Here is a 13,414-nt window from a genome sequence, read left to right as displayed (position 1 = left end):
TTGGGCAGTCGCGTGGGCCTATTGGATTCATACCGAATGAGATTGCGGCGCAAGCGCCGTATCCTGCGCTGTCTTCGAAAGCGGCGCGACCTTATTCCCGTTTCCGTAAATACAAATTCGATAAAACGGAAAGACGTCCTGCTGGTCAGCGTCATACGGAATGAGAAAATCCGCCTGCCATATTTTCTGGCCTACTACCGGCAGCTGGGCATCAACCATTTTCTGTTCGTTGATAACGCCAGCAATGACGGGTCACTTGAATATCTGGCGGGTCAACCCGACGTCTCGGTCTGGCGAGCCGATGCAAGCTATAAGCGTGCGTCGTTTGGGGTGGACTGGACAAACTACCTGCTGCGCAAATATGCACACCGCCACTGGGTTCTGACCGTCGATCCGGACGAATTCTTCATCTATCCATTCTGCGATACCCGGCCGATCCGTGCCCTGACCGACTGGCTGGACGGCTGCGCCGTGCGCAGCTTCAGTGCAATGCTGATCGACATGTATCCCGAAGGACCAGTCGAAGACGCCATCTATTCTGAGGGACAAAACCCGTTCGAAATCGCCAAATGGTTTGATGCAGGCAATTATACGATCACAAAGAACCCGACCTACGGGAATCTCTGGATTCAAGGCGGACCCCGCACGCGTGTGTTCTTTAAGGACACGCCGAAAAAAGCGCCTGCGCTAAACAAGATACCATTGGTGAAATGGGACAAGCGCTATGTCTATGTCAGCTCGACCCATGCGCTGCTGCCACGCGGGTTGAACCAGGTGTTTGATGAATGGGGTGGCGAAAAAGCAAGCGGCGCGTTGTTGCACGCCAAACTCATCAGCACACTGGGCGAGAAGGCCCAGGAAGAGATGGAGCGCGGCCAGCATTACCGCAGCTCTGACGAATATCGCGCCTATGCCGAACATTTGGCGGATATGCCCGAGTTCTGGTGCGATAGGTCCGAAGCCTACATCAACTGGCGACAACTTGAGATTCTGGGCCTCATGTCGAAAGGAAACTGGGCATGAGCGACCTTGGCATCATTATGCTGGTTCACACCGCGCTGAACCGGGCCGGGCAAGTGGCCCGACACTGGACCTCTTCGGGGTGCCCGGTGGTGATCCATGTGGATCGCAAGGTGCCAAACAAGGTCTATGCGGAATTCGTTGACGCCTGTGCGAATGACCCGCTTATCCGGTTTTCTGACCGTCATGTCTGCAACTGGGGTGGGTGGGGCATCGTTGCCGCCTCGCAATCTGCCGCCACGCTGATGCTTGAGACATTCCCCGATGTCCGCCATGTTTTCCTGACTTCGGGGTCTTGTCTTCCGTTGCGACCAGTGGATGAACTGGTCAATTACCTCTCGGACCGGCCGCGCGTGGATTTTATCGAAAGCGCCACAACCTCTGATGTGAGCTGGACTATGGGGGGCTTGGATCAGGAACGCTTTACCCTGAGATTTCCGTTCTCGTGGCGCAAGAACCGCAAACTGTTCGATGCCTATGTGAAACTGCAGCGCGCATTGCGCATTCGACGCCACATACCCGAAGGGTTGGTGCCGCATATGGGTAGTCAGTGGTGGTGCCTTACCCGCCAAACCCTGTCAGCCATATTGCAGGATCCAAAACGCGAGACCTATGACCGGTATTTCCGGCGCGTCTGGATTCCCGACGAAAGTTACTTCCAGACGCTGGCGCGCCTGTATTCGACCCATATCGAAAGTCGGTCTCTGACCCTGTCCAAATTCGACTATCAGGGTCGTCCGCATATTTTCTATGACGATCACCTGCAGCTGCTGCGCAGATCCGACTGTTTTGTTGCCCGCAAAGCCTGGCCCGACGCGGATCGCCTGTATCAGGCCTTTCTGACCGATCAGGCCGGAGCCATGAAACCCACAGAGCCCAACCCGAGCAAAATTGACCGGGTGTTTTCCAAAGCAGTCGAACGGCGCACACGTGGGCGGGACGGGTTGTACATGCAAAGCCGGTTTCCACGGCACGGCAACGAAAACGGGCTGACGTCCTCTCCGTATTCAGTTTTTCAGGGCTTTACCGAAGTGTTCGAAGATTTTGAACCCTGGTTGAGCAACATCACCGGCGCGCGTGTCCACGGGCACCTGTTTGACCCGAAGCGCGCTGAATTCGCTGGAGGAGAAACCATCGTCAACGGCGGCCTCAGCGACTGCGCAAAGCTGCGGGACTACAACCCAACGGCTTTCCTTTCGAACCTGATCTGGAACACACGCGGCGAAAAACAGTGTTTTCAGTTCGGCCCCGCCGACACGCAAGAGATCAACTGGCTCTTGGCTCGGGACAAGAATGCGCTGATTTCCGTCATAACCGGGGCCTGGGCGATCCCGCTGTTTCGATCAAACTTAAACTTTGCCGATATCCGGGCCGAGGCCGCGCGGCTGCAGCAGATCGAAACCAAGCAACTGGAAATCCTGTCTTCTGTCTGGACCAAGGCGCGGGTTCGCAGGTGGACACTGGCAGAATTCGTTGAATCTCCGGTCGAGCCTTTGCAGACCGCGGTCGAGGATACCGGAACCACCCAAACCAGCCACCTGACCGAAGCACCGAAAATGGTGGATCTGTCCGGGTTCGGCCAGTTCCTGCAAAACCTAAAGAACCAGGGCATGCACCCCTATCTGATGGGCGATTTCCCGCCGGATGACAGTTTTGCCGACCGGGTCCGGCCATATCGAAAACCCTATCTGGTGCAGTAAAGCTAAATGACGCCCCAATTTGACTATTTTATCATTCTTGCGGCCATGCGGACCGGTTCCAACCTGCTTGAGGCGAACCTGAATGCCATCGAAGGAGTCACCAGCCATGGCGAGGCGTTCAATCCCCATTTCATCGGGCGCTTAAAATCCGACACTCTGCTGGGCATCTCGGTGGAAGAGCGGGATCGTGATCCTTCCGCATTGCTTGAAGCGATCCGGCAGGCACCAGGGGAACTAAACGGGTTTCGCCTTTTTCAGGGGCATGATTCTCGTGTGTTAGAGCCTGCTTTGGACGATCCGCGTTGCGCCAAGATCATTCTGACCCGAAACCCTCTGGACAGTTTCATCTCATTGAAGATTGCGCGCGAAACCAAGCAGTGGCAGCTGAAGAACATCAAGCGTCGTCGCGAAGCACAGGTTGAGTTCGATGCCGAAGCGTTCATGAAATACCTGAACCGGCAGCATGAATACCACCTGATGCTGGCGCAGCGTTTGCAGCAAAGCGGCCAGACCCCATTTTACATTGCCTATGAAGACCTGAACCAGGTGCACCTGTTGAATGGTCTTGCCGCCTGGCTGGGTGTGTCCGGCAGGCTGTCGGCGATCGACGAAACACTCAAACCACAAAACCCCGAGCCTGCGCTGGCAAAGGTGACGAACCCCGACGAAATGGAGCAGGCGTTGTCACAGATCGACAGCTTTAATCTGCACAGCACTCCGAATTTCGAACCACGCCGACGCCCCTTGGTGGCGAACTACGTTGCCGCACCAAAGACACCACTGATGTACATGCCCATCCGCGGGGGAATGGAAAGCCCGGTAACAAGGTGGATGGCCGCACTGGACCAAGTTGATGTCGAACAATTGCTCACCAACCAGAACAGAAAGCAGACGCGTCAGTGGTTTTTGTCCAATCCCGGGCATCGAAAGTTCGCCGTACTGCAACACCCAATGGCGCGCGCGCATCGGGCCTTTTGCAGACATATCCTCAACACAGGTTCCGGCGCCTATCCGAAAATCCGACACGTCCTGCGCAACCGGTTAAAGATTCCGATCCCCGGGCAATTGCGCGACGGCAATTACCCGGTTGAGCAGCACTACGAGGCGTTTTCGGCGTTCCTGACATTCCTGCGTCAGAACCTTGCCCTACAGACCGCCATACGCGTGGATGCAGCATGGTGCAGTCAGTCGCAGGCCCTTGAGGGGATGGCGCCCTTCGCATTGCCCGACCTGATCCTGAGGGAGGATGAGGTCACGACAGCCCTGCCCGACCTGGCGCGCCGGATGGGGCACAGCACACCGCCCCTACCCGAACTCAGCGAACCGGATACACCGTTTACCTTGGCCGAGATTTATGACGACAAACTGGAAACGCTGGCCGCCCAGGCGTACCAGCGTGACTATATGCAGTTCGGATTTGGGCCCTGGAAACCGATTAGGGACGCAGAGTAATCAGCGTGCCCCGGTTTACCATCGAATAGATCTCTTCGATCTCGTCATTCTTGACGGCGATGCAGCCCGCGGTCCAATCCGACGTCTTTTTAGCGCGCTTACGCTCTTTGCGACGGTTCGGTTGTCCGTGGATGAAGATATCGCCGCCCGGATCGACACCCATGGCCTTCGCTTTCGCGACATCTTCAGAATTCGGGTACGAGATCCCCAGCGACAGATGATAGCGGCTATTTGGATTGTGCCGATCAATCAGGTAGCTGCCTTCCGGCGTACGCCCATCACCGCGCTTGGCTTTGGTGCCGTTGGGCGCAAATCCAAGATCAACATTGTATTCTTTCAGGATCTTATCATTGTGCAGAAGATATAGTTTCCGCGAGCCCTTGTTGATGACCAGAGAGGTCACTTCGGGTCCGTTGTAAGTTAGAATTCTGGGGTTGGCCGAGGCACAAGCTGAGAGGCTCAGCGTTGCCATTGCACCCAATCCAAATGCTCGACGATCCATGTTCACTGCCTGCTGCTTTTTTTTCTGTATTATGCCAGAAAATGTGAAAACTGAAATCACTTTTTGATGTTTTGCTGCTCTGTCAGGCGACGCTCGATGCTTTCAAGCCGCTCTAGCACTTCGTCACGATAGGCATCGGTTTTGACTTCGTCCTCGGCATGGTGCGCATCCTGCATCGAATTCACGATCAGACCGACCAGCAGGTTTACCACCGCAAAAGTGGTCACCATGATGAACGGCACAAAGAACAGCCAAGCGTAAGGATAGATCTCCATCACCGGGCGCACGATCCCCATGGACCAGCTTTCCAGCGTCATGATCTGGAACAGCGTATAGGCTGAAAGGCCCAGATCGCCGAACCAGTCTGGGAAGGTCTGTGAGAACAGTTTGGTTGAAATCACCGCACCGATGTAAAACAGGATCGCCATAAGAAGGAACACGCTGGCCATGCCGGGCAAGGCCGAAATAAAACCCTCAACCACGCGGCGCAGGCGTGGCGCGACCGAGATAACGCGCAGCACCCGCAAAATCCGCAATGCCCGCAGCACCGAAAGGCCGGACCCACCCGGTACAAGAGCGATGCCGACAATCACAAAGTCAAAGACATTCCAGCCGTTGGTGAAAAACCTGCGCCCAGTGGCCAGAAGTTTAATCGAAATTTCAACAACGAAAATGGTCAGGCAAAGGCTGTCCAGTGTTACGATCAATGGACCTGCAACTTCCATAAGGGTGGGTGATGTCTCCATCCCCAGCAGCACGGCGTTGAAGATTATGACACCGGTAATGAACTTCCCGAAAGCTGGTGCTTCGACAAGGGTCAGCAGGCGTTGGGTGATCCCCATTCGGGTAGTCTCCTGTAAGTCTTAAGGGTTCAGGGTGAACCGTGCCGCGAGTTCGGTGTGTGACGACCATCGAAATTGGTCAACAACCTGTACCCATTCAAGGGTGTAGCCCGCATTAACAAGAATTTTCGCATCACGGGCGAAGGTCACAGGGTTGCAGGACACATAGGCAATCACCGGGCGCAGGGCCTGCGCCAGTTCGGTCACTTGCGCCTCGGCCCCGGCGCGTGGCGGGTCGATCACCACAGCATCAAAAGACTTTAGCTCATCCGGCATCAGCGGTCGCCGAAACAGGTCCCGTGCCTCGGTCGTTATCCGTTTGAGGCCCTGCGCCCTGCGCCACCCCTGATCCAGCGCTTGCGTCATCGCTGCTTCGCCCTCGACGGCGTGAACCTCAGCCCCCTCGGCTAGCGGCAAAGAGAATGTGCCGCTGCCAGCAAACAGATCCACAATGCGTTTGGAACCACACACAGCTTCGGAAACGGCCTTTAACAGAGCCTGTTCTCCGTCCTTTGTCGCCTGCAGAAACGCACCGGGCGGCGGAACAACATTTGCCTGACCAAAACGCTGAACGGGTGGCTGGCGCATGGCAATTACTTCACCATCCCAGCTGAGCCGGGCAAGACCGTGTTTCTCGGTCGCTTGTGCCAAAGCCAACTCAAGCGGGCCGTCTAGCGGTTTGCCGCCTTTGACCGCCACATCAAGCCCGGCTTCGGACAAGGTTAGCGTCACCGCCAACACGCCTTTACGGCTGCCACCCAGAATCGCCAGTGCTTCGGCCACCGGAATGGCCGCGATCAGGGCCGGGTCGAGCAAATGGCAATCCGGGATCTCGGTGATCGTGTCTGACGCGCGGCCATGGAACCCGGCCAGAGTGCCCTTTTTGGTCCGTCGTACCGCGATCGTCGCGCGACGGCGGGACCGTTCTGGTGACGTATGGATCGGGCGCATCGACGCCTCCAACCCCTGAGCGGCCAGCGCGGTGCGCACCACTTCGACCTTCCAATCCGCAACGAATCTATCTGCCGCGTGCTGCAACTGGCATCCACCACAGGATTTGTAGTGACGACACGGTGCCTTGACCCGCTGATCCGAGGGCGTCTCGACACGGATATCTGTCAGAAATTGATCCAGCAGCGTGCCGCTGACGACCTCACCCGGCAAGGTACGCGGAGCGTAAACGGGGCCATCAGCGATGCCGTCGCCTTGATGACCAAGGCGGGTAATGGTGTAGGTTTGCGTCATGAGGGCCTGATACCGGGGCTTGGCCGGCAACAAAACCCTTATTCCGCAGCCTCGGCCTGAATGAACCCGCCTGACTGACGATGCCAGAACCGGGCATATAGCCCACCCTGGTCCAACAACGCGTCATGTGTGCCGGTTTCCACGATACGCCCTTGGTCCAGGACAATAATCCGGTCCATCTCGCTGAGTGTGGACAACCGATGCGCGATAGCCAGAACCGTCTTGCCTTGCATCACCCGATGCAACGCCGTCTGAATCGAGGCCTCAACCTCGGAATCCAGCGCCGAGGTTGCCTCATCCAGCACCAATATAGGCGCATCCTTCAAAATGGCGCGCGCCAGCGCAATCCGCTGTCGCTGGCCACCGCTAAGTTTCACTCCGCGCTCGCCCAGATGTGCTTCATAGCCGGTGCGTCCGTGGGCATCCTGAAGGCTGAGGATGAATTCATGCGCCTCGGCCTTTTTGGCCGCCTCGATCATTTCCTCTTCCGAGGCGTCAGGGCGGCCGTAAAGAATATTCTCCCGCGCCGACCGATTGAACATCGCGGTTTCCTGCGTGACCATGCCGATCTGACGGCGCAAGCTGTTCTGCGTTATTCCGGATACGTCCTGACCATCTATCAAGATCGTGCCCTTTTCACCGTCGTACAGGCGCAACAGCAGCGAAACCAAGGTTGATTTCCCTGCCCCCGAAGCGCCGACAATGCCCAGTTTCTCGCCGGGGTGCACGGTCATGTTCAGGCCTGATACACCACCGACATCCCGACCATAGGCAAAGCTGACATGGTCAAAGGTGATCTGGCCTTCGGGTACGGACAACTCCGCCGCGCCCGTTTGATCCTCAACCCGTTCACGCTTGGCCAGCGTATTCATGCCGTTCTCGATCTCGCCAACATTTGCGTAAAGACCCATGAGGGTGAAACTTACCCAGCCGGTCATCTGGGCAATGCGGATGGAAATGGCACCTGCGGCCACAACGTCACCGGCTGTCGCAGACCCCGCTTGCCACAGCCACAGCGTTGCACCTATCAGCAAAACCGGCAGAACCCCGGCCAACAGCATCAAGATAAAGCGGAAACTGGCCGACAGGCTTCCGAACGCCAACATCTTTTCACGCAGATCAACCATGGAATTTCGCGCGGCGTGATCTTCGAATTCCGAATGGGCGAACAGTTTAACGGTCTTGATATTGGTGATCGTGTCGACAACTTGCCCGGACACCATCGCGCGAGCGCCTGCCCGCGCCGCTGAGCGTTTACGGATGCGCGGCAGATACCAACGGACAAGCAAGAAATACACGACCAGCCAAGCCGCAAATGGCAGCATAACCAGCGGATGAATAGACCCTAACAAAAGTAATGAGCCCGCCAGCGAGGCCAAGGCAAACACGATCGCACTGATCGTCTCGGACACCACCGACGCCATCGCGTTGGATGTTTGCATCTGCTTCTGCGCGATCCGCCCGGCAAAATCGTCGTCGAAATATGTGACCGACTGGCCCAACGTCCACCGGTTCAGCTTGGCCAGAACCAACGGCGTGATATTGGGCATGACGATATAGTTGTTGGTCAGCGACGAAAGTCCGAACAGTGCCGGGCGCAGTAGCATGAAAAACGCAACGACCCCAAGGATCATCCAGACGTTGTTGGCGGTCAGAAAGTTCTCAGGCCCGCTTGTGGTTGCTGCGTCAATGACCAGGCCCAGCATCCACGCAGTGCCCGCCTCCATCGCACCCGCGGTAGCCGAGAAAAACGCTGCAACGAAGATCATTGGCCATGCGCCGGACAGGCACCAGCGAATGAACGCCCCCAGCATTTGCGGCGGGGGCGTTTCGGTGTTCTTGAACGGGTTTATGAGGTCGGCAATCCTCATTCAGCGGCCTCCGGATTCAGGAAGCCCCCAGATTGCCGTGCCCAGAACTGCGCGTAAAGCCCACCTTGCGCCAACAGTTCGGAATGGCCGCCTTCTTCGACGATCCGACCGCCATCCATGACCAGAATACGGTCCATCTGCGCGATGGTGCTCAGCCGGTGGGCAATTGCGATCACGGTTTTACCTTGCATCATGCCGTAAAGAGTTTCCTGAATTGACGCTTCGACCTCGGAATCTAGAGCGGATGTCGCCTCGTCCAACAGCAAGATTGGTGCATCTTTCAGGATCACCCGCGCCAGTGTTACGCGCTGCCGCTGACCGCCAGACAGCTTCACGCCCCGCTCACCCACATGCGCGTCGTAGCCGGTGCGCCCCTCGGGATCTTGCAGATCAAGAATGAACTCATGGGCTTCGGCCTGCTTGGCGGCAGCAATCATCTGCTCTTCTGTGGCTTCGGGACGGCCATAGAGGATGTTGTCGCGCACCGAACGATGCAGCAGAGCGCTGTCCTGTTGAACCATACCGATATGGCTGCGCAAACTGTCCTGCGTGACGCTGGCGATATCTTGATCGTCAATCAGGATCGCGCCCTGTTCAACGTCGTAAAACCGCAAAAGCAGCTTAACTAGGGTCGATTTCCCCGCACCAGACCGCCCGATTAGGCCAATCTTTTCGCCTGGATGGAGGGTCAGATTGATGTGATCCAGCCCACCGGTTTTACGGCCATAATGGTGCGACAGATCGCGAATTTCGATCTGGCCCTTGTTCAGCTGCAAGGACTTAGCGTCCGGCATATCCAGCAGGTCAACGGGCTGGGCAATTGTTTGCATGCCCTCTGCCACGACACCAAGCTGGCGGAAGAAGCTGGTCAACGCCCACATGATCCATCCAGTCATCGCGTTCAGTCGCAGGGTCAAGGCAGTCGCCGCCGCAACGACACCCACAGATGCGCTCCCTTGCATCCAAAGGGAAATGGCCCAACCAACCACGCCGACGATCAGCAAACCGTTCAGAGCGACCAGTACCGCATCCATTATGGTGAAAATCCGCATTTCGACCTGAAAGGTACGACGCGTTTCTTCAATGGCTTCGCGGGCATAGTCCAACTCTTGTTCGTTATGGGCGAACATCTTGACCGAATGGATGTTGGTATAGCTGTCCACCACCCGACCCGTCACAGCCGAGCGCGCATCGGACGCAGCCTGCGAAGCCGGACCGACCCTTTTCACCGTCCAGCGCACCAGAATGGCGTAAAGCGCAAACCAGATCAGCAGCGGCAACAGCAACCGTGGATCCGCCGCCATCAACAGGATCGCCGCGCCAATCAGATAGGCGATCGAAAATGAGATGGCGTCAAACACCTGAAACACGGCCTCGCCTGCGGCAGGTGGCGTCTGCATGATCCGATTGGCAATGCGTCCGGCAAAGTCATTTTCGAACCACCCCACCGATTGTCGCAGAACATGTTTGTGGGCACGCCAGCGGATCAGGGTGCCAAAGTTCGGCAGGATCGTGTTGTTTAACAACAGCACATCCACGACATGCAGCATCGGGCGCAGCAGCAGCACAAACGCCGCGACCAGGATAAATTCGGTGCCGTGGTTCTGCCAGACCTCGGCCGGAGAGCCCGACAGCAGGTCAACCACTCGGCCCATGTAGTAAATCAGGCCAACTTCAACTGCCGCAACAACGACAGAGATTAAACCAGCCCAGAAGAACACCCGCATGAACGGCTGCGAGTAGTCCAGCATGAATGGCCACAACCGCGTCGGCGGCGTGTCGGTTTCTTTGTAGGCAATAAAAGGGTCAACGAGGTTTTCGAAATAGCGAAACATGGAGGGTGCTCCGGTTGAGCAAAAAGTAAGTCATGCGAAGAAAGATGGCGTCAGAACACCACCCTTACGGGTCAAAGTGTTCCAGCCTTAGCTGTCCCAGATCCCGTAATACATTCGCATCCCTCCATTCATGTGACAGGGGCAAGTAACCATAAACTTATTTGCTTGTCATCCCCTTTTGAGACTTCCTTCATTCACCCAGCAGGTCTTCGCGACGCAGCGTGAAGCCCGAAGCAATCCACTGCGCCTCAAGCTCAGCCAGTTTCTTGCCCAGCGCAGGGCCGGTGAATTCAGGGATCAGATCGGTTGCCTTGATTGGAAAGATCGCAGCGGCACCTGCGTGAAGATCGCGTTTGATAGTGTCTGACCAGGGCTGTTCCAGAAAGGCACAGCGCAAAAGCGATTCATGCAGCCCGTCTGTTTCACCGTACCGAAATCCCAATTCGGCAAAGCTGGCCGGGCTGGATGCCTCATCCCGCATACGGGTCAGGCGCTGCAATTGTGCACGACTCAGACGCAACGATTTCGCGACCTCGGGTGGCGCAATGGCCGCCAGTCGCCGCACCGGTTCCGGATCGGCGCCAGCCTGCTGTTCCAACGCGATCAACGGTGCCAATGCACGATCATCTGCGCCCGGCAATAGCTGCACCATAACTCCGGCACTGCGCATCGCGGCAACGGAGGGCGCGGGATCAGGTGCCCCCAACAGTTTCAATAGCTCGGCCCCCACGCGTTCGCGGGATAATCCCGCCAGACCATCCAGGTTGGACGCAATGGCCGCCAGAGCGTCGGGATCAAACCCAGCCTCGGCATCCCCATACCAGGCGTGAAAGCGGAAATAGCGTAGCGACCGCAGGTAATCCTCACGAATTCGGTTCGCAGCAGTGCCGATAAACCGGACGCGACGCGCCTTCAGATCAGGCAAGCCATTCAAAGGGTCCAGAACGATACCGTCAGGCCTCGCGTAGATCGCATTCATCGTGAAATCGCGACGTGCGGCATCCTCTTCGACTTTGTCTGAAAAAGCGACGACGGCGCGCCGGCCATCCGTTTCAACATCACGGCGAAAGGTAGTGATCTCATGCGGGATACCCTGGCTAACCACGGTGATTGTGCCGTGATCAATCCCGGTGGGAATGGCCTTAAGCCCTGCTTTCTGCGCCAGCTCGACCACTTTTTCAGGCCGCGCGTCGGTGGCGATGTCGATATCTGATACCGGAGATCCTAATAGCGCGTTGCGCACGCATCCGCCGACAAACAGAGCCTGGAAACCGGCATCGGTCAGGGCGGCGCAGAACCTTTGCGTTGCAGGTTCGGACACCCAGTCTTCTATGATGTGTGTCATTCGTTAATCCGTGCTGCCAATCCCCGCAAAATTCGGGCGGTTGCACCCCAGATGTAGTAGGGGCCGAAAGGTACCGTGAAATAATACCGCCTTTGTCCGCGCCAGCGACGCGATTCAACGATATAATTCGCGGGGTTGAGCACATGTGCAAGCGGAACCGGAAACACTTCTGCCACTTCGCCCGGTTCCGGTACCGGTTGGAAGGGTTCCCGCAGGATCGCCACCACAGGTGTGACCGTGAAGGAGGTCACCGTTTCATGTGTCGGTAAGTGGCCAAGAATTTCCGGCAACTCCTGTGGCAGCCCGATTTCTTCCTGGGCTTCGCGCAAAGCGGTGGCGGTTACATCCGCATCGCCTTTATCCTGTTTGCCACCCGGAAAAGCAATCTGACCGGGGTGATGTTTAAGAGCCGAAGATCGTTTTGTAAGGATCAGGCGGGGCACACCACCCACCAGTGAAATCGGAACCAAAACTCCGGCGGGACGGAGTTTACGACCTTCGGGAAGAACAAAATCAGGGTTCAGGTCGAAATCGCTTGAACCTTCGCCGGGGCGGCGCAAGGCCGCCCGCAGCTGATCAGTTGGATCAGGCGTTGTCCGCATCAAAACCAACCGTGGAAGGATCAAGCACGTAATGCGCACCGCAGAACTGGCAATCGGCGGTCACGTCACCCTCGGGCGTAGTCATCTTCTCGATGTCCTTAGCCGAATAAATCGACAGACTTTGCCGCACACGATCTTCGGAACATGTGCACCCAAATTGCACCGACTGCGCATCGTAGACCCGCGGCTGTTCCTCATGAAACAGACGGATCAACAAATCCGTCGGTGCAATTGACGGGCCGATCAGCTCCAGGTCATCAACCGTGTCCAACAACACGTTGACGCGACCCCAGTTTTCGCCTTCTTCACCATCAACAAGATCATTTGCAGTCAGGATGTTCCCTTCGCCCTCACCGGAGGCCACAAAAGGCGAGGCTTTGGGCATGTGCTGCAACATGACCCCACCTGCACGCCAATGTTCGCCAACGCCCGGCTCGGTCGATTTGCCAAAGCTCAGCGAAAACCGCGTCGGTAACTGCTCCGACTGGGCGAAATATGCCTCGGCACAAGCGCTAAGCGATCCACCGTCCAGGGGTGTGATGCCTTGATAAGGTTGGGTTCCCTCACCCTGATCAATCATGATGGCAAAATACCCCTCGCCCACCTGATCGAACGGCGCACCATCGGTCAGGCGATCACGGTCAAAGCTGGCATAGGCGCGAATGCGGGCCGGCTCCCCCTCATGCTGAGGCGCATAATAGTCGGTCGCAATCATGCGCACCGGACCTTTGGATTGAACCTGCAGCGACAGCTTCCAGCGCAGCGCAACAGTCTGGCCGATCAATGCGGTCAGCAGGGCCATCTCGGCCACCAGCGCCTCGACCTTTTCGGGATAGTCATGCTGGCTCAGGATGCCATCAAGCACACCATCCAGACGGGCCACACGGCCGCGGATATCCGATACATCGAGTTGAAAGGGCAGGACGGTATCGTCCCACGCGATTTTTGTTCCAAGAGACATGGGGTTTCCTTACACGCCACAGGTTGGCATACCGCCAGC

Annotated in this window: 11 protein-coding genes; 3 read left to right on the top strand and 8 right to left on the bottom strand. The window is 57.0% G+C overall.

All coding sequences use genetic code 11. The annotated features are described in order from the left end of the window. The first annotated feature begins 36 nt into the window (after positions 1-36). Genes AC2FFP_RS07340 through AC2FFP_RS07330 form a run of 3 tightly spaced genes read left to right on the top strand, consistent with a single transcriptional unit; the run spans position 37 to position 4,172 of the window. Entirely contained in the window at positions 37-1,023 is a 987-nt protein-coding gene (locus AC2FFP_RS07340; RefSeq protein WP_496880862.1) for a glycosyltransferase family 2 protein, read from the top strand. Beyond that, positions 1,020-2,720 carry a DUF5927 domain-containing protein gene (locus AC2FFP_RS07335; protein WP_496880861.1) on the top strand — a complete coding sequence of 567 codons (1,701 nt, stop codon included), beginning with the start codon at positions 1,020-1,022 and terminating at the stop codon, positions 2,718-2,720. Before AC2FFP_RS07340 ends, AC2FFP_RS07335 begins: the two co-directional genes overlap by 4 nt. A gap of 6 nt (positions 2,721-2,726) precedes the next feature. Beyond that, the gene (locus AC2FFP_RS07330; protein ID WP_496880860.1) at positions 2,727-4,172 is read left to right on the top strand and encodes a nodulation protein NodH; all 1,446 of its coding nucleotides are present in this window, start codon (positions 2,727-2,729) and stop codon (positions 4,170-4,172) included. On the opposite strand, the gene AC2FFP_RS07325 is transcribed toward AC2FFP_RS07330, so the two are convergent. The 8 genes from AC2FFP_RS07325 to hslO all read right to left on the bottom strand — a co-directional run bounded on the left by AC2FFP_RS07325 (position 4,156) and on the right by hslO (position 13,375). Next, positions 4,156-4,674 (bottom strand): L,D-transpeptidase family protein, encoded by a 519-nt coding sequence (locus AC2FFP_RS07325; protein ID WP_496736634.1) that lies wholly within the window; start codon positions 4,672-4,674, stop codon positions 4,156-4,158. The two genes, AC2FFP_RS07330 and AC2FFP_RS07325, sit on opposite strands and share 17 nt — an antisense overlap. 56 nt (positions 4,675-4,730) lie before the next feature. Continuing rightward, entirely contained in the window at positions 4,731-5,516 is a 786-nt protein-coding gene (locus tag AC2FFP_RS07320) for an ion transporter (protein ID WP_282170605.1), read from the bottom strand. Between the two features lie 21 nt (positions 5,517-5,537). After that, the gene (locus tag AC2FFP_RS07315; protein ID WP_496777013.1) at positions 5,538-6,761 is read right to left on the bottom strand and encodes a class I SAM-dependent RNA methyltransferase; all 1,224 of its coding nucleotides are present in this window, start codon (positions 6,759-6,761) and stop codon (positions 5,538-5,540) included. 38 nt (positions 6,762-6,799) lie between these two features. Then, positions 6,800-8,632 (bottom strand): ABC transporter ATP-binding protein, encoded by a 1,833-nt coding sequence (locus tag AC2FFP_RS07310; RefSeq protein WP_496880859.1) that lies wholly within the window; start codon positions 8,630-8,632, stop codon positions 6,800-6,802. After that, positions 8,629-10,467, bottom strand: coding sequence for an ABC transporter ATP-binding protein (locus tag AC2FFP_RS07305; protein ID WP_496765974.1), 1,839 nt, complete (start codon positions 10,465-10,467; stop codon positions 8,629-8,631). The genes AC2FFP_RS07310 and AC2FFP_RS07305 overlap by 4 nt, the downstream gene beginning before the upstream one ends. Before the next feature lie 190 nt (positions 10,468-10,657). Further along, positions 10,658-11,812: a CCA tRNA nucleotidyltransferase gene (locus AC2FFP_RS07300; protein WP_496765979.1), complete on the bottom strand. Its 1,155-nt coding sequence runs from the start codon at positions 11,810-11,812 to the stop codon at positions 10,658-10,660. Then, positions 11,809-12,414, bottom strand: a complete 606-nt coding sequence (locus AC2FFP_RS07295; RefSeq protein ID WP_496765981.1) for a CoA pyrophosphatase — start codon at positions 12,412-12,414, stop codon at positions 11,809-11,811. The genes AC2FFP_RS07300 and AC2FFP_RS07295 overlap by 4 nt, the downstream gene beginning before the upstream one ends. Continuing rightward, positions 12,398-13,375, bottom strand: coding sequence for an Hsp33 family molecular chaperone HslO (gene hslO / locus AC2FFP_RS07290; protein ID WP_496765983.1), 978 nt, complete (start codon positions 13,373-13,375; stop codon positions 12,398-12,400). Before hslO ends, AC2FFP_RS07295 begins: the two co-directional genes overlap by 17 nt. Positions 13,376-13,414 lie beyond the last annotated feature (39 nt).

The organism is Ruegeria sp. YTSC004 (assembly GCF_059609805.1).
This window is presented reverse-complemented; position numbering and strand designations above follow the sequence as displayed.